Raw genomic sequence first — 16,268 nt, 5'->3', positions numbered from 1 at the left:
CAGGGCGGCCGCATCATGTCAACAAGACTAGTCTATTCTCAATAGAACTTGTACTTTTATCATTAATCTCCTCTTATTGCGAAAATATTTAGCGATCGCTTTGAGTCTCTAAAAGTAAATTAAGCAGTAAATGCTGATTTTATCGTTGATGTTCAACTTTGGTTTTGATCAAGAGTAATTTAGATGCGGCCGCCCTGACGTGGCCCCTACTTTGGAGAGTGGAAATCTATTAGCAAGTAAGGGAGCAGGTTGAATAAAAGGCTTAATAGTATTGAGTTTTTCTATAATCCTCTCAATAGATCCTCCTTCAATTTCTTCCTGAACTTCCGTAGAAATATTAGCGAAGAAATCATATCCGTACAAAAAAAGTGGTAGAAAGTAAATTTTTCGTATCGGCTCAATCAACGAAAAATAAATCTTTTTGAATATATTCAATACCACCCATTACGTAGAAAATTGAGCCGAGTCTATTACTGCGATCGCTCCAAAATCCAATCGAGTAAAATCGGATTGACTAACTCCGGCGCTTCATCCTGCGGACAATGCCCCACTCCCTCTAAAGGAATAAACTTTTCTACTTGCGGAAAGTTAGCTAATTCTCTCCCTAATTTAATTGGTTCCCACGGATCAGCCGTTCCCCACAAGATAATCGCCGGACACGGTAGCAGTGGCAAAAGGTCTTCAGGTAGAGGCCCTGTAGAATAAGAAGTAAAAGCAAGAAACACAGCCCCAGCCCCCACATCACTTGCTGGTGAAGTGAGAATATCTACCAACTCATCTGTCACCATCTCAGCATTCGCATAAGCTTGCAGCAGAATTTTCCGCACTGTTTTCGGTTTGGCGAGTTGATTGAAAAAGAAATCGCCAACTGGTTTGATAGATAACAAGCGTTGCAGTAGAGGCGCTCCGTAACGACGAGTCCAAGGTAAAGTTACCCGTTTGCGATCGTGCAACAGCCTTAAAGAACAGTTGAGTAATGCAACTCCCAAGGCAATATCTGGGTTGCTTACTGCTGCTTGCATGGCTACAATACAGCCAATAGAATTTCCGACTAAAAAAGCTGGCTCACCCACTACTTCACGGCAAAAATCTGCTACCTGCTGTCCCCAGGTTTCTAGTGTGTAGGCAATTTTTTCACCAGGTTTAGGTTTTGCGGAAGCACCAAAACCAATCAAATCGATCGCATAAACACGACAATTTTGTGCTAATACGGGAATATTTTTTTGCCAATGCCACCAAGAAGCGCCAAATCCATGCACGAGGACAACAACTGGCCCAGTAGTTCCTTGGGTTTGATAGCAGATAGGGAAACCTTGCCAAATCCAGGTTTTTGTAGAGTTGAGGGCTATTTTTGAACTTGAGGTTGTCATGGGAAATTTGATTAATACAAGGGTAAAAGCCTTGCAGGCGCAAGGCACAAACAAAATTGTTTTTAATTTGAATAAAATTTATCAGATTTTCAAAGAAAATCCTTTACTCTAGTGATAACTTAGACATACACCACGAAAACTTCTAGGCTGATAGTTTTAGTATCCAGCATAGAAAGTTTTCGCCTTGTTGATAGAGGTAATTTACTCACAACTTAGATTATGTCTAGCATTAGGAATTATAACTTCTCTAAATGTAAGTAATATTTTTGCTATTTTTAGATGTGAGCGAATTAGCATTAGTGCTAGATTCAGTAGTTTCACAATTTACGATCGCTAATGAGAGTCTATAACATTGTCGAATATGAGGCATCGGCTAAGGGGTGGTTTGCAACTGGAAACTGACGCTGAATTTAATAATATTTTTTTTGTTCCTAGTTCTGCGAGCCAGAAATCATGAATCTACTAGAAACAATCGATACTCCCATTGGGAGCTATGCACCCGATTTTGAAATACCAGGAATTGATGGTCAAGTACATCATCTCAGACGTTATCTTGAGAAGTTCCGAGCAGTCGGCGTTATTTCTATGTGTAACCACTGTCCTTATGTAGAGTGCTATATAGACAGGTTAAAAAACATTCAAGCCGAATTTGCCCCAGAAGGCTTCACACTCATTGGTATGAATGGTAGTGATGGTAATCACGACACTAAGCCAAGCTTTGAAAATATGAAAGCTTTTGCCCAACATCATGATTTAAACTTTCCTTACTTGTGGGACTCGACACAAGATGTCACCCGCAGTTTTGGTGCTACAAAAACACCAATGGCATTTTTAATAGATACTAATGGTATAGTACGCTACAAAGGTAAAATTGACGATCATCCCCAAGACTCATCATCAGTGGGAGAGGATTACTTGAGAACTGCGATCGCTTCTCTGTTTCTTGGTCAAGAAATAGACATACCACAAACAGAACCAATAGGTACTACATTGATTTTGCGTAACTAGACATAGATAGTCCCTGTAACTGCTATCTTAAATTGGAGGCAATTGCAACTTTTTTGATAAAGCGGAACTTCATGGGAACGAATTACCGACGGGTTTTACTCAAACTGAGCGGTGAAGCCTTAATGGGCAACATGGGCTATGGCATTGATCCAGAAGTGGTCAAAGGAATAGCACAAGAATTAGCAGAGGTGATAGCCACTGGCACTCAAATCGCCATAGTTGTTGGCGGCGGCAATATTTTTCGTGGCGTCAAAGCAGCTTCGGCGGGGATGGATAGGGCAACCGCTGACTATATTGGGATGATTGCCACGGTAATGAACGCCATGACGCTGCAAGATTCGCTAGAACACATAGGGGTACAGACGCGGGTACAAACTGCGATCGCTATGCAAGAATTAGCAGAACCATATATTCGTCGTCGTGCCATCCGTCATCTTGAAAAAGGGCGGGTGGTAATTTTTGGTGCTGGTTCTGGAAATCCCTTCTTCACTACAGATACCACTGCGGCACTAAGAGCAGCAGAAATTGATGCTGAAGTGATTTTTAAAGCCACCAAAGTAGACGGAGTATATGATGCAGATCCTCACATTTATCCTAACGCCAAGCGTTACAATAGCCTCACCTACGCGCACGTTTTAGCCAAAGATTTGCGGGTGATGGATAGTACTGCGATCGCCTTGTGTAAAGAAAATAATATCCCAATTCTGGTATTTGACCTAACGGTGCGAGGTAACATCCACCGAGCAGTCTTGGGAGAATCCATCGGTACCCTTGTGGGAGGTTCTTGTGATATTAGCTGACGCGAAAAGTAAAATGCAAAGTTCTGTTGAGTCAACTCAACGAGCTTTTAACACGATTCGCACTGGCCGCGCCAATGCGAGTCTGTTAGATAAGATATTAGTGGACTATTACGGTTCACCTACACCCTTAAAATCACTGGCAAATATTAGCACGCCAGATGCCTCGACAATTCTGATTCAGCCCTACGAGCGTAATTCCCTAAACATCGTTGAGAAGGCGATTTCCCTCTCAGATGTGGGTTTAACCCCCAGTAACGATGGTTCTGTAATTCGGCTGAATATTCCGCCTTTGACCAGCGATCGCCGAAAAGAATTCGTCAAAATGGCTACTAAATATGCTGAAGAGGGTCGTGTTGCTATTCGCAACATCCGCCGCGATGCCATAGACTCAATTCGCAAGCAGGAGAAAGCCTCTGAAATCTCCAAAGATGAATCAAAAGACCAACAAGACAACTTGCAAAAATTGACAAACGAGTATATTGCCAAAATAGACGCACTATTGGCAGAAAAAGAAAAAGACATCACGACTGTTTAAAGTCTAAAGTCTGAAGCATAAAGGCTGAAGGATCATGGATAAATTCTTCAGCCTTTATCATTTCTTAATATCTAACAAAAACTGATCAAGCAACTAAGTAGACATAAATAATTAGAGTAGGGGCAATTCTTAAACAATTCGTAATTCATAATGACGCTTTCTTTCTACGTTCGCTGGAGCTTGCCGCAAACAGACGCTTCGCGTAGCTTCTGGAGTAAGCGGATTTGCTTTCTCGTGTCGCCAGCGTAGTTATGTTTTGTGACGGGGATATCAACCCATATTTAATTACGAATTACGAATTACGAATTATGACAAATTGCCTCTACTCAATAGAAAATAAACGAGTTCAGGAGCAAAAATTCAGCCATATGTACGACTGCATCATCGTCGGCGCTGGCCCAGCTGGTGGAACAGCTGCATATCATTTAGCCAAGCAGGGTCGCTCAATATTAGTGTTAGAAAAAGAATCCCTACCAAGATATAAGCCTTGTGGCGGTGGTGTATCTCCAGCGATCGCTCAATGGTTTGACTTTGATTTTAGCCCAGCAATTTCTGTAAAAGCCGACTCCCTTCGCTTTACCTGGAAATTAGGCGACCCCGTGGAAGCGAAAATCGCCACCAAGGAACCAGTCTGGATGGTGCGACGAGATATCTTTGACCATTTTATAGTGCAGCAAGCACAGAAGCAAGGGGCTGAACTCCGAGATAATACTGAAGTAATGGGTATTGAGTTTAAAAGTGACTATTGGCAAGTTAATACAGCCAGTGGGCCAGTTACAGCTCGCTACTTAATTGCGGCTGATGGTGTTAAAGGGCCAATGGCAAAATGGCTCGGCTTCAAAGAACGTAAACGTCGTTTAGCAGGAGCTTTAGAAGCAGAAGTTTCCGCAAATGTGAAGGATAAATCTACAATTCACTTCGAGTTTGGCTTAGTGAAAAACGGTTACATCTGGAATTTCCCGAAAGCGGACGGTTATTCCATTGGTGTCGGTACATTTATCGGCGGCGAACCTCAAGACTTTAAGAAGATTTTAGATGAGTACGCGCGATCGTTTAATGTAGATATCAAAACTAGCAAGCAGTATGGTTATCCCCTTAGCTTGTGGGATGGCAATCAAAAGTTGCATACTCAAAATGCAGTTTTGGCTGGGGAAGCTGCTTGTGTAGTTGATCCTATGACAGCAGAAGGCATTCGCCCGTCAATTTTTAGCGGTTTGATTGCAGCAGGAGCGATTAATGAAGCTCTTTCTGGTGATATTAACGCTTTAGAAAAATATAGTGAAGCCATTAATGAAGAATGGGGTACTGAAATGGCTTGGGCGAAAAAATTAGGTGGAGCATTCTATCGCTTTCCTAGCATTGGCTACAAAGTTGGTGTTAAGCGCCCCTCTGGTGCCAAAATCATGGGTAAAATTCTGTGTGGAGAACTGCGTTATGGTGACGTTGCCGATCGCGCTCTCAAGCGTTTAATTCCTGGTTTTGGTGGTTAAGAAATTAGGGATTAGGTAACGAATCTCTAGCGGACAAAACACCCACCCCACAACAGATAATTAATTTTTGTAATGCAGGCAAGATGCCTGCCCTATTTTTGCTTTATTTATGCCTATCTAATCAGCATTTCTGTTATTCATCCCACGCTCCCCTACGGATCAGGCGTGGGGCTTCTGCCCGAATTAGCTAAACTAGGGTTTTAGACAAGGAACTCTCAAAGGTCTGCAATATAATTCCTAAAATCTTATCGACTGCATTAACGTGATATTCAATTGAGTCAATGCAAACAGTATTCTGTTCTAAAGTTAAGTTGCACCTTAACGCGAAGTTAAAAATACCTAGAGAAAAGCCAGATAATCACCCCAGTTCCAAATACACAAATAATTCCCGCCAAGCCAGCAAGGGGTTTTTTGTTCTTACCTGTAAACCAATCAGAGACTTTACCTGTATAAGTAATTAGTTCTGCTGTGTCTACGGTGGCGATCGCCCATACCCATCCCGCGTGTAGCCCCCAAGCTAAACCCAAATTACTGTTCGCGGCAAAGCGTGCCAACACCAGCACCATTCCCATCAGCCACAATCCAGGCAGTTGGGGTGCCGTTTCGCGTTGCTCCCAAACCAGGTGTAGCAAGGCAAATATCAGGCTAGAAATTGCTGCTGCTATCCAAACTGGATAGTCCTGCTCTAATTCAGTAAACAGGAAACCGCGAAAAATCAACTCTTCTATCCCACCGACTAATAACGCTATCAAAAAAATTGGTAGCAAAATAGGTAGTAGTAACTTGAAATTCGTTTTTTCAAAAGAACACCAACCTAACCCCAATTGCCCACTAGATACAATAGCTAGGCTCACCACTCCCAAAGCAAAACCTAGTCCTAAAGAACCAAGAGTTGAAAGATTGCCAACAAAGCCGTAATCCGAAAAAGATTTATTGGTGAGCCAACTAACTCCCCACAGAGTCAGGGGAGCTAATAGGTAAAGTGACACTAATAACGGCATCTTTTGTCCTGGCTGCAAAGGTTTAGGAGGTCGCCAATTAAGCAATATTGCTGATATTACTGCGACTGGTGACCAGAAAACTATCCAGAAAATAAAAAATACCATCACTATAATTAGTGCTGGTGCATTTTCCATAAACGCCAGTAAGGCGTTGAGCGAAGGTTCAAAGGAAGTTATTAAAGTAAACAAAAAAAACACGATAGACTTCTTGCACTATAGATTTCTTGCTGATTAATCAAGACTCTACTAAATTTCGTGAATTTTGCAAGGGGTCTAATCGTATTTTTTACCTGGGACAAAATGTTCTAAATCAGAGCTACTAGTTTTCTGCCGGGGTAAGGAAAAGTTATCATCAACTGAAACTTATCCTTACCATACCATCAGCAAATTTACTCTTCGTCTTCCAAATCTTCGTCTGATTCGTCGGAGTCTATATCTTGTGAGGTTAGTTTTTTATCAGTTTCACCGAGTTGAATCAGGTGAATATGCTTATATCCCAACCTAATTTCAAACTCATCTCCAGGCTTTAAGCTCATTGCTTTGGTATATGTAGCACCAATTACAATCTGACCATTTTGATGGACACTAACCCGATATGTCGGTTCACGACCACGACCATCTTTAGGTGCTTCTGGACTTAGAGGAATTCCTCTAGCCGATAGCAAAGCGTCATAAAAATCGGTGAGATTGACACGAACCTGGTTATTTTTAGTAACAGTGTAATAGCCGCACTGTTTAGCTCTTTCTCGGCGTGGTAAAGTGGAAAGTTCTTTTACTTTAGCAAGTAGTGCTTTTCCGGTTAATGGCGCGGTTGCAGTTTCAGTCATTATGCTCAAATTTTCCTTACTCTCTCCAAACTGAAAAACGATGTAGTCTCATGCCAGCATTTGGCTTTTTAGCATTTGCATAGAGCTACTTAGGACTCTAGTGTAATGGGTCAACTCCTGCCGATAGGAGCCAAAAGCACTTCTATATATGGTTGTCCACAACCAATTAGAGGTCATAGTTGCCATAGAAATTAATTTTGCTAATTTCACGGCACTTTTAACCATTATTCGCCATCAGAAATGAAATTATTTTCTCTTTTGGCGCTACTGTAGCGGTGTAACTTTCAGCCACCTTTACAAATTAGGTTAGGTCTACTCCAAATAAGTCGTAGATCCAAAAAAATGCAGGTTTTCCACTTCTAGTGCTTGCCCTTCTTGCCAATGAGCAGGTAGAGTTTTCTCTACTCGTCCTCTCAAGCTTAGGACAGCATAGTATTTCAATAGAGTCCTATGGGTATATACCCTTTTGTCCTGCCAGTAGAGACGCGAATTTTCTTGTCTCTACACTACGAATCAACAAAGCAGTAGTAGCCGCGCTGATACGGCTATTGATTCTGGTTTTGTGTCTTCGTAATTTTATATTAAATACTAGCATGGACTAATAATAGCAAAATAATTGTTTAATTTTGAATTAAAATTGCTAGTAAATTTTTATTTAAATCCCTGGACTTAAAGGTTGGAAAAAGCAGTGACGATTTTCCTAACCCTTTATTGCAACCGTGAGTATTGCTTTATGCCTTTTATAAAAATTTATCTAATTTAGACGAGCAGTTTTGACCAATATGTTAAATCCAAGGTTTTCTTGATTGAGAGGAGGCAAAAATATAAAAGTCTTGCACATCCAGGATTCCCAGTACAAGAAGTTTTATTTGAAAATGGTAAGGATTCTTTTTCGGTTTATTACCGTAAGCTCAAAAGCAGTCAGAGAATTTTGTACGTCTGTCTATGGGAAGAATAAATCTCTTAACATATACCTAACGCTTGATTGCCACTACTATATATTGAACATACCCTTTTACACTTCTATATAATCAAAAAATCCCGTCAAGTGGTAGCGAAGGCAGAATTTTTCCAGCTAGTTGCTCTGACTCAAGTTAACATGCATTTAATTTGGATATAATCGCTAGGTCAGAGATGAACGTAAATCCCTCTCTTAGCAAATGCTCTTTCCTTTACATTCCTAAACAGGTAAATTCAATGCAAAGCTATAATTACATTTTTGGCGTTTAATCTCAGAATTTGACACAAATATTGCCTAAAACGCTGCTAAAAGTAAAGTTTTAATGGTTATGCTTAAAGTAGAATCAGTCGCTCTTTCGTCGTCAGCCTATCAACACCAGGCTTTGAATGAAGGGCAAAAAGAGTATAGCTCACTTTTCGTAACTACCTGCCTTGACTCATGATTTTTGAGGCTGGTGAAGCAATTTTAAAATTTTGGTTAGTGGTCATGGAAGTTATTTTTAAGGTTATTCGACAGCAACAAAATTCCTCCCCCGTTGTGCAAAGCTACCTTGTAGAGGCAGAACCAAGTAATACAATCCTGGATTGCCTCAACCATATTAAGTGGGAGCAAGATGGAACTTTGGCGTTTCGCAAAAATTGCCGTAATACAATTTGTGGTAGCTGTGCTATGCGAATTAATGGACGTTCGGCTTTAGCTTGTAAGGAAAATGTTGGCAGTGAACTTGCCAGATTACAACAAATACCATCATCCCAAAGTAAAGTAAATCCCATTCCCGAAATCACGATCGCTCCTCTGGGGAATATGCCCGTGATTAAAGATTTGGTTGTAGATATGAGCAGTTTCTGGAATAATCTAGAGGCAGTTGCTCCTTATGTAAGTACGGCAGCCCGACAAGTACCAGAAAGAGAGTTTTTGCAAACACCTCAAGAGCGATCGCGCCTCGATCAAACTGGTAACTGTATTATGTGTGGTGCTTGTTACTCTGAATGCAACGCCCGTGAAGTTGATCCAAACTTTGTTGGCCCTCATGCCCTTGCCAAAGCTTACCGGATGGTAGCAGACTCGCGCGATAGCGACACCGAAAATCGTTTAGCAAGCTACAACGAAGGTACTAAAGGCGTATGGGGTTGCACCCGTTGTTTGTATTGTGATTCAGTTTGTCCAATGGAGGTTGCACCATTAGAACAAATCACCAAAATTAAACAAGAAATTCTCACGCACAAACAAGCTAGTGATAGTCGCTCAATTCGTCACCGAAAAGTATTGGTGGATTTAGTTAAAGAAGGTGGTTGGATTGATGAACGTCAATTTGGTTTACAAGTTGTCGGTAACTACTTTAAAGATTTAAGAGGATTACTAAGTCTTGCACCCCTCGGTTTACGGATGATCGTTCGGGGTAAGTTTCCCCTATCATTTGAACCTTCTGAAGGGACGGAACAAGTGCGATCGCTCATTGAATCTGTGCAACAAGTAGAAAACAAAAGTTAGGAGTAAGGAGTTAGGAATTTTAACTCCTTACTCTTTACTCTATTTCAACGTGGTTCTTGAGGTATATTCAACGGCTGTCCATAACGGTCATATACCAAAAGATCCCACTGACCGTTGTTACTGGATTCAAAAGCAATCCTACTACCATCAGCGCTAATTGTAGGGTTGCGGACTTCAGATTGTAGGTTATTAGTCAAATTTCGTGATTGGCGTGTTTCCCTGTCGTAGAGAAAAATAGCCGATCGCCCCTGACGGCTAGCACCAAATACTATATAACGGCCATCTTGTGAAACGCTAGGATGAGTTGCGATCGCATCAAGGGAGTTTAAACCCGGCAAATCAACCAAATCACGAGTCACTGTATCAAACATATAAACATCTTGGCTACCGCGTCGGTCAGTAATAAAAACAATGTATCTCCCAGAAATTTGGGGGTTTAATTCTGACGCTAAACTATTGAGACTCCGCCCTCCCGGATCAAAGGGATAACTCAAAAGCCGAGGGTAGCCAAAACACCCAGTCAATAAACTTAAGCTTAAAAATGCAGGTATAAAAAAAATACGTTTCATATATTGGGCATGGGGCATGGGGCATTGGGCATTGGACATTAGACATGGGGCGCGGGCATTAATTATTCTCCCTCATCTCCCTGCTCCCTGCTCCCCTGCTCCCTCTCTTGTACGGAGGTGAACCTACAGTTGCACCATTAGGAATATCTAACTCAATATTTGGCCCCCGGTCTAAGACTTCAATATCCCACTGACCACGGCTGGCGGTTTCAAAGACAACATAACGTCCATCTGGGCTGATATTTGGTTTTCTCACCCAGCCGCGATAGGTTGGTGTGACGATTTGCGACTGTTGCGTAGCGCGATCGTAAAGCGCTACCACTGGTCTACCTTGGTCGCTAGTAAGATAAGCAATGTAACGCCCGGTATAGCTCAAGCTAGGACTTTCAGCAATTGTCTCCGCTCGGTTTATGCCAGGTGTACCAATAAATAGTTGCCTCTCCAAATCGAAAACCAGTAGCTGCTGATTACCATTCCGATTAGATACAAACGCTAAAAAGCGCCCATTTCCACTCAAAGCAGGTTGCTCCTCGGTGTAGCGACTGTTGAGGGAAGTAGGCCCTATGGGAATATTGTTAGAGCCACAAGACGCAAGCAAACTGGTTAAACCAAAAACCAGGCTCCAATGAATTGGTCTTTGGAGCCAAAATGTAGGCGTAAATTTTTCCACCTCAACTGTTTTCCGTTGCCTTTAAACCTACTTCCACGCCAACTGTTTTAAACATCATCATCAAAATCGGTCGAATTATCTAGTCCCTCATTTGGCTTTTCAATCGGGTTATATGGTACATAATCCGTTGGGATCGCTTCATCATCTTCACGCGGTCTTCGAGGAGTTGAGTCAGTGGGTGGACGACGTCTTCTTGGTCTGGGAGCAACATCATCTTCACGACTTTCTGAACGCTGGGGTCCGTTATTACTACGACGAGAAGGTTTTCTGACTTCCCCTCCCGAACTTTCCCAATCATCAACTTGCCTAGATGAAGAACCCCAATTTTCTTCTTCAGAGGTTTCAGAAGGGCGATTCACAGGACGCCCAGAAGTCCGCCGCCGCGTTCTATCTGGTGGAGCCTGTCTTTCGCTACTGCTGCTGTTGCTGTTGCGGCGTTCTGGACGACGAGGAGGTTGCTCCTCGTAGTAGTTATCACGAGTGGAAATCTCATCCCTGCTACCCCGAATCCGGGGACGCACGGGGCGTTCTTCCTCGTCTTCATAAGGCAATGGATCTAAGTCTGCATCCATTTCAGCTTGATACTTTCTGCGATCATTATAGGAATAGTTTTTGCTTACCTCTCGCTCATCGTCCACAATCGGAGTGTTGCGCTTTGCTTGCTGGGTAGCTATACTTCGCAGACGAATACTTTCAACTGCAAAAAACACAGTTGTGCCAACTAAAAGCAGTTGACCAAATTGCAAAATCGGATCTAAGCGCCATCCTTGAAACACGAGAATAAAGCCGCAGAGCAAGCCGACTGCCGCAAAAAAAATATCTTGATCCCGTGACAATTCTGGACGCACAGTGCGGAGAAAATACAGTGCTGCCCCAGCCACAGCCAGGAAAATTCCTAGAATACTGGCTGAGTTTGCCCCAAAATTTACCTGAGCCAGAAAACTGGCTGAGTTCAGCCCAAAATTTATCATTGCTGTTTTCCCAATATCAAATCTATGTTAGCGAGTCACAATTAAAATCACTACTGTAATTAGTCACGATATATTAAAGCTTCAAAGCCTCTGGCAAAGAAGCTCTGAAGCTGTTCACCGAAAAATAAAAATACCTATGTCTGTAATCTACAACTACCAGTAGCGGCAAATACTGCTGTTTTTAGTGCAATCATAAATAGCTGACAGACAATAGGTTATGAGAGTTGAATTAACTCTCACAAGCATTATGAACGCTGGATTTTATCTTTTTGGCTAATGAAAATTAGACCAACTGTAGCGGGGATTACAACAATTGCAGTACCCCATAGCAGACTCCAAAGAAAATTTGCTAAAGAAGGCGTCATACTTCTAAACCTTTTTTTTACACACTTCATCTTAATTTTAATAGTGTATTACTTTCTTGAGAAGCCTCTAAATCTGAACTGCCAAACTTGTTAAGTGCTGTGAGGAAGTTTGCTTTTGTATTCCACAAGGAAGTGGCAGCATTTGGTTAAAATGATGATGAGAGTGCTTTACAAAGCTTCAAATTTTTTGGCGTGAGCGAAGCGCGGCTTGCCGTTGCCTAAGTTTTTCTTTACAGATAGTACCTTAAACCGATGACTGGTGTTGACCTGACTGCTTGGATTCTTGGCCCTGTATTAGGGCTGATGACATTTTTATTTATATTTCGGATCATTCTCACTTGGTATCCGCAAGTGAATCTGAATCGTTTGCCCTTTAATTTAATAGCTTGGCCCACCGAACCATTTTTAGTGCCATTGCGAAAACTAGTACAACCTATAGGCGGAGTGGATATTACACCTATTATTTGGGTTGGTATCTTCAGTCTGGTGCGAGAAATATTACTAGGTCAGCAAGGATTGCTGACTATGCTGGCTCGTGTAAATTAGGCATGGGGCATGGGGCATGGGGCATGGGGCATTGGTTCCAGTCCATCTCCCTCATCTTCTCCCACTCCCCACCCCCTAGTACAGGTTGGTGGAAATAAACCTACCATTTCATTACAGCCAGAAAGCCCAAAATTAAAGCTTTTTGACTTTTGACTTTTGACTTCCGCCTTGCGGTACTAGCCGTTCATTTCCTGGACAAAACTTGTGTAGACATTACCCTGCAAAAATTGTGGAGTTTCCATAATTCTTTGATGAAACCCGATGGTGGTGGGTAGTCCAGTGATGGCACATTCCCGGAGTGCGCGTTTCATACGGTTAATAGCAGTGGCTCGGTCTGGGGCCCAAACAATTAACTTCCCGATCAAAGAATCGTAGTAAGGCGGGATTTGGTAATCTGTGTAAACGTGGGAATCAATGCGAACACCAGGGCCTCCAGGGGGAAGATAGCCACTTATGCGTCCAGGAGAAGGTCGAAAGTCATGATCTGGGTCTTCAGCGTTGATCCGGCACTCAATTGAATGGCCCCGCAAAACTACTTGCTCTTGGGTAAGCTTGAGTCTTTCTCCTTGAGCAATCCGAATTTGTTCGGCAACCAAGTCTATTCCAGTAATCATTTCTGTTACAGGATGTTCTACTTGAATCCGGGTGTTCATTTCCATAAAGTAGAATTTACCGGATCTATCCAAGAGAAACTCGATAGTACCCGCCCCACTGTAATTAATGAATTGGGCAGCTTTGACAGCAGCTTGTCCCATTTTCTCACGCAGGTCTTCGTCGAGAGCCGGACTTGGTGCTTCTTCTAGTAGCTTTTGATTCCGGCGCTGAATTGAGCAATCCCGTTCGCCCAAGTGGATAACATTACCGTAGTTATCCGCCAAAATTTGAAATTCGATGTGGCGGGGACGTTCAATAAATTTTTCTATGTAAACACCAGAATTACCAAAAGCTGCTCCTGCTTCCCCTTGGGCTGCTAAGAAAAGTTTGACAAATTCATCTTCAGAACGCACCAGGCGCATACCCCGTCCACCGCCACCTGCTGTGGCTTTGATCATCACTGGATAGCCGATTTCCTTGGCGAATTTTAATCCTTCTTCCTCGGATTCTACTAACCCCTCACTACCTGGTACTGTCGGGACTCCAGCTTTTTGCATGGTTTCTTTGGCAGTGGATTTATCCCCCATCAGCTTTATAGCTTCTGGAGTTGGGCCGATAAAAGCAATATGATGGTCGGCACAGATTTCCGCAAACCGGGCATTTTCTGCCAAAAAGCCATAGCCTGGATGAATCGCAGTCGCATTGCGTGTCAGTGCGGCAGCAATAATATTGGGAATATTCAAATAACTTTTACTGCTAGCAGGTTCGCCAATGCAAACCGCTTCATCAGCAAGCTGGACGTGGAGAGCATTCCGGTCAACGGTGGAATGAACCGCGACTGTCGCAATCCCCATTTCTTCACAGGCGCGGAGAATACGAAGGGCGATTTCTCCCCGATTGGCAATTAATATTTTGTCAAACTTCATTTTTTAGTTTCGATATCATTACCAGTAGATTGACATTTTCTCCGATCCAACTTGAAACGATGCTTTCGCATTATTTCAAATTATCACAGGAGATTCGCCACCCTGATTACTAAGCAAACTCGCATATTGCAGGCTTGCTGCCTCTACTAGTCTTACTAGACTAACAACATTGCTGCTGTAAATCTTGCCTAGCTTACTAAACTGGGCTTTTGTGTAGGCGTATCCCGTTGTAGACATCGCCTACGGCGGGCGGGTACGCCATCGCACCGCACCTCCCACAGTCGCTCTACCCTTTTTAATATCACTTGTGCATCTGCTAAATTTCTGTCAGTCTGATACCGCCTTGAGGAAATTTATATTTTTGAGAAATATAACTTAGATATCACCTTACTATAATTATTTTCTTATGCTATAGTCTATGTTTAGACAAACCGTGCGGATGTGGCGGAATTGGTATACGCGCACGCTTGAGGTGCGTGTGGCTTTGCCTTGCGAGTTCGAGTCTCGCCATCCGCATATTTTGTTTGTTAATAAAGGGTCAATAGTCATAGGTCAATAGACCTTAGACTTTTGACCCTTAAATCTTGGTATAGCTCAGGTTTTTTATGCTTTTATAGAGATACGTGAAGTTTTGTAAAAAGCATTGAGTATTACTTTTACGCCGACAAACAACTTAACACTGCCAGCAGCTTGGCATCGCCTCACTCCGATTTGGCAAGGAGGGGAGGAAGTGATTCAAAAAAGTTTACCTCATACTCAGCTAGCACCTGCTTGGCAGCTAATGCTTTTGGGTGACGGCTCTCCAACACGTCATCTAGAATTGCTTACAGGTGAGCCTGTAGAAGTAGATGTCATTGATATGTCATTAATTGGCATGGACTTGGATGCTGCACCTGACTTGATCCAAGCTGTACCAGGGCCGCGGCTACGGCGACAAGTGTGGCTACGAACTGCTTCTGGTCAACGATTAGCCTATGCTACCTCGTGGTGGGAAGCCAGTCATGTAGATGAGTATTTGCAAAATCGTTCATTACCAATTTGGGCAAGTTTAGCTCGTCTCCGCACAGAGTTATATCGGGATGTTCGAGGGATTTACTATGGTGACTCATCGGCGCTAGAGTCTGGTTTTGATGTAACTGGGCCTTTTTGGGGTCGCCACTACTTGTTTTGGCATCATGGACAACCACTAACCTTAATTTATGAAGTTTTTTCGCCTTATTTAACTAAACATTTGGGAGCGATGCAATTAAATTCCCAAAATCAGTAAAAAGCCATGATGTGGCGCGAATGACTGAAATCGTACAATAAAGTTATCAAAGGAACGTTGAGTTATTGTTGCAGCGATCGCTTCTGGTAGTAGTGCCGTTAAACTAATGAGTTTTCGGTGATTGTTTGCCGTTGTTAGGCAAAACCAAATGTGGTACTGATAGTTGAGAATATTACTTATTTGAAAGGTTAAAAATTACACCCCAAGAAATTTTACAATAAGCAAGAATTTCCTACTGATGGTAGCAAGAAGGACACGAGGAAAGGTTTAATGAATACTGTTGTGCTAAATCTAAAACCAATTGCTCATTTAAGCGATGAGCAATTTTATCAATTGTGTATTGCCAATCGAGATGTCAGTCTGGAAATGAATGCAGCCGGAGAATTAATAATTGTGCCACCAGTAGGAGGAGAAAGCGGAAATCAAGAAGCTGGACTGATCGCTGATTTAGAAATTTGGAATCGTCAAGCGAAATTAGGAAAAGTTTTTAGTTCTTCAACTATCTTTATACTTCCCAACAATGCAAAACGTTCTCCTGATGCTGCTTGGGTAAAACTGGAGCGGTGGGAAGCTTTAACACCAGAACAACGAAAAAAATTTCCGCTACTTGTACCCGACTTTTTGATTGAACTGCGATCGGAGACAGATCGCCTTGCACCAATTCAAGAGAAAATGCAGGAATACATTAAAAATGGTCTGCGTTTGGGTTGGCTGATCAATCCTCAAGATCGTCAAGTTGAAATTTACCGACTTTTGAAAGCTGTAGAAGTTGTGCAAATGCCAGCGATTGTTTCTGGAGAAGATATATTACCTGGATTTGAGTTGCAAGTATAGGTCAATACAATTAAGTTAAGCATTTGTTTCTTCTCTCTGTATT

At 42.4% G+C, this 16,268-nt stretch carries 16 protein-coding genes and 1 tRNA gene; 9 read left to right on the top strand and 8 right to left on the bottom strand.

The window, feature by feature from the left end:
- Positions 1–470: 470 nt before the first annotated feature.
- Positions 471–1,370: an alpha/beta fold hydrolase gene (locus tag H6G26_RS14230; protein ID WP_190729872.1), complete on the bottom strand. Its 900-nt coding sequence runs from the start codon at positions 1,368–1,370 to the stop codon at positions 471–473.
- Between the two features lie 453 nt (positions 1,371–1,823).
- On the opposite strand from H6G26_RS14230, the gene H6G26_RS14225 reads away from it, so the two are divergent.
- The 4 genes from H6G26_RS14225 (at position 1,824) to H6G26_RS14210 (ending at position 5,203) form a co-directional block, all read left to right on the top strand.
- Positions 1,824–2,378 (top strand): thioredoxin family protein, encoded by a 555-nt coding sequence (locus tag H6G26_RS14225; RefSeq protein WP_190729871.1) that lies wholly within the window; start codon positions 1,824–1,826, stop codon positions 2,376–2,378.
- A gap of 71 nt (positions 2,379–2,449) precedes the next feature.
- Positions 2,450–3,178, top strand: coding sequence for a UMP kinase (gene pyrH / locus H6G26_RS14220; RefSeq protein WP_094330554.1), 729 nt, complete (start codon positions 2,450–2,452; stop codon positions 3,176–3,178).
- A complete protein-coding gene (gene frr / locus H6G26_RS14215; protein ID WP_190729870.1) occupies positions 3,165–3,713 on the top strand; it encodes a ribosome recycling factor in 549 nt (182 codons plus the stop codon). Before pyrH ends, frr begins: the two co-directional genes overlap by 14 nt.
- 368 nt (positions 3,714–4,081) lie before the next feature.
- Positions 4,082–5,203 (top strand): geranylgeranyl reductase family protein, encoded by a 1,122-nt coding sequence (locus H6G26_RS14210; RefSeq protein ID WP_190729882.1) that lies wholly within the window; start codon positions 4,082–4,084, stop codon positions 5,201–5,203.
- Positions 5,204–5,532: 329 nt separating this feature from the next.
- On the opposite strand, the gene H6G26_RS14205 is transcribed toward H6G26_RS14210, so the two are convergent.
- Together H6G26_RS14205 and H6G26_RS14200 are read right to left on the bottom strand one after the other, a co-directional pair.
- The gene (locus H6G26_RS14205; protein ID WP_190729869.1) at positions 5,533–6,402 is read right to left on the bottom strand and encodes a CPBP family glutamic-type intramembrane protease; all 870 of its coding nucleotides are present in this window, start codon (positions 6,400–6,402) and stop codon (positions 5,533–5,535) included.
- Positions 6,403–6,593: 191 nt separating this feature from the next.
- Positions 6,594–7,031, bottom strand: coding sequence for an AbrB family transcriptional regulator (locus H6G26_RS14200; protein WP_190729868.1), 438 nt, complete (start codon positions 7,029–7,031; stop codon positions 6,594–6,596).
- A 1,447-nt stretch (positions 7,032–8,478) separates the two neighbouring features.
- On the opposite strand from H6G26_RS14200, the gene H6G26_RS14195 reads away from it, so the two are divergent.
- Complete coding sequence (locus tag H6G26_RS14195; protein ID WP_190729881.1) at positions 8,479–9,483, top strand: succinate dehydrogenase/fumarate reductase iron-sulfur subunit; 1,005 nt, start codon at positions 8,479–8,481, stop codon at positions 9,481–9,483.
- 44 nt (positions 9,484–9,527) lie between these two features.
- On the opposite strand, the gene H6G26_RS14190 is transcribed toward H6G26_RS14195, so the two are convergent.
- The 4 genes from H6G26_RS14190 to H6G26_RS14175 all read right to left on the bottom strand — a co-directional run bounded on the left by H6G26_RS14190 (position 9,528) and on the right by H6G26_RS14175 (position 12,058).
- Positions 9,528–10,052: a PD40 domain-containing protein gene (locus H6G26_RS14190; protein WP_190729867.1), complete on the bottom strand. Its 525-nt coding sequence runs from the start codon at positions 10,050–10,052 to the stop codon at positions 9,528–9,530.
- A gap of 58 nt (positions 10,053–10,110) precedes the next feature.
- The gene (locus tag H6G26_RS14185; RefSeq protein ID WP_190729866.1) at positions 10,111–10,722 is read right to left on the bottom strand and encodes a PD40 domain-containing protein; all 612 of its coding nucleotides are present in this window, start codon (positions 10,720–10,722) and stop codon (positions 10,111–10,113) included.
- 47 nt (positions 10,723–10,769) lie between these two features.
- The gene (locus H6G26_RS14180) at positions 10,770–11,693 is read right to left on the bottom strand and encodes a Ycf66 family protein (protein WP_190729865.1); all 924 of its coding nucleotides are present in this window, start codon (positions 11,691–11,693) and stop codon (positions 10,770–10,772) included.
- A gap of 245 nt (positions 11,694–11,938) precedes the next feature.
- On the bottom strand, positions 11,939–12,058 hold the full coding sequence (locus H6G26_RS14175; protein WP_174709687.1) for a photosystem II reaction center X protein: 120 nt from the start codon (positions 12,056–12,058) through the stop codon (positions 11,939–11,941).
- A 252-nt stretch (positions 12,059–12,310) separates the two neighbouring features.
- Between H6G26_RS14175 and H6G26_RS14170 the strand changes: the two genes are divergently transcribed.
- Positions 12,311–12,604, top strand: a complete 294-nt coding sequence (locus tag H6G26_RS14170; RefSeq protein ID WP_190729864.1) for a YggT family protein — start codon at positions 12,311–12,313, stop codon at positions 12,602–12,604.
- 176 nt (positions 12,605–12,780) lie between these two features.
- Here the strand turns inward: H6G26_RS14170 and accC are convergent, their stop codons facing one another.
- Positions 12,781–14,124, bottom strand: coding sequence for an acetyl-CoA carboxylase biotin carboxylase subunit (gene accC / locus H6G26_RS14165; RefSeq protein WP_190729863.1), 1,344 nt, complete (start codon positions 14,122–14,124; stop codon positions 12,781–12,783).
- Between the two features lie 435 nt (positions 14,125–14,559).
- Between accC and H6G26_RS14160 the strand changes: the two genes are divergently transcribed.
- The 3 genes from H6G26_RS14160 to H6G26_RS14150 all read left to right on the top strand — a co-directional run bounded on the left by H6G26_RS14160 (position 14,560) and on the right by H6G26_RS14150 (position 16,225).
- Positions 14,560–14,640 (top strand) — tRNA-Leu (locus tag H6G26_RS14160).
- Positions 14,641–14,767: 127 nt separating this feature from the next.
- Complete coding sequence (locus H6G26_RS14155) at positions 14,768–15,391, top strand: chorismate lyase (protein ID WP_190729862.1); 624 nt, start codon at positions 14,768–14,770, stop codon at positions 15,389–15,391.
- A gap of 270 nt (positions 15,392–15,661) precedes the next feature.
- The gene (locus H6G26_RS14150) at positions 15,662–16,225 is read left to right on the top strand and encodes a Uma2 family endonuclease (protein WP_190729861.1); all 564 of its coding nucleotides are present in this window, start codon (positions 15,662–15,664) and stop codon (positions 16,223–16,225) included.
- Positions 16,226–16,268: the final 43 nt, after the last annotated feature.

This window comes from Nostoc sp. FACHB-888, assembly GCF_014696655.1.
Taxonomy (GTDB): Bacteria; Cyanobacteriota; Cyanobacteriia; order Cyanobacteriales; family Nostocaceae; genus Nostoc.
Note: the sequence above shows the minus strand (reverse complement) of the source record. Positions and strands in the feature narration are given on the sequence as shown.

What these genes read in the sequence shown, in the direction of transcription:
- H6G26_RS14230 (WP_190729872.1), bottom strand. Translation starts at nt 1,370, where the DNA reads ATGACAACCTCAAGTTCAAAAATAGCCCTCAACTCTACAAAAACCTGG.
- H6G26_RS14225 (WP_190729871.1), top strand. Translation starts at nt 1,824, where the DNA reads ATGAATCTACTAGAAACAATCGATACTCCCATTGGGAGCTATGCACCC.
- pyrH (WP_094330554.1), top strand. Translation starts at nt 2,450, where the DNA reads ATGGGAACGAATTACCGACGGGTTTTACTCAAACTGAGCGGTGAAGCC.
- H6G26_RS14210 (WP_190729882.1), top strand. Translation starts at nt 4,082, where the DNA reads ATGTACGACTGCATCATCGTCGGCGCTGGCCCAGCTGGTGGAACAGCT.
- H6G26_RS14200 (WP_190729868.1), bottom strand. Translation starts at nt 7,031, where the DNA reads ATGACTGAAACTGCAACCGCGCCATTAACCGGAAAAGCACTACTTGCT.
- H6G26_RS14195 (WP_190729881.1), top strand. Translation starts at nt 8,479, where the DNA reads ATGGAAGTTATTTTTAAGGTTATTCGACAGCAACAAAATTCCTCCCCC.
- H6G26_RS14190 (WP_190729867.1), bottom strand. Translation starts at nt 10,052, where the DNA reads ATGAAACGTATTTTTTTTATACCTGCATTTTTAAGCTTAAGTTTATTG.
- H6G26_RS14180 (WP_190729865.1), bottom strand. Translation starts at nt 11,693, where the DNA reads ATGATAAATTTTGGGCTGAACTCAGCCAGTTTTCTGGCTCAGGTAAAT.
- H6G26_RS14175 (WP_174709687.1), bottom strand. Translation starts at nt 12,058, where the DNA reads ATGACGCCTTCTTTAGCAAATTTTCTTTGGAGTCTGCTATGGGGTACT.
- H6G26_RS14170 (WP_190729864.1), top strand. Translation starts at nt 12,311, where the DNA reads ATGACTGGTGTTGACCTGACTGCTTGGATTCTTGGCCCTGTATTAGGG.
- accC (WP_190729863.1), bottom strand. Translation starts at nt 14,124, where the DNA reads ATGAAGTTTGACAAAATATTAATTGCCAATCGGGGAGAAATCGCCCTT.
- H6G26_RS14150 (WP_190729861.1), top strand. Translation starts at nt 15,662, where the DNA reads ATGAATACTGTTGTGCTAAATCTAAAACCAATTGCTCATTTAAGCGAT.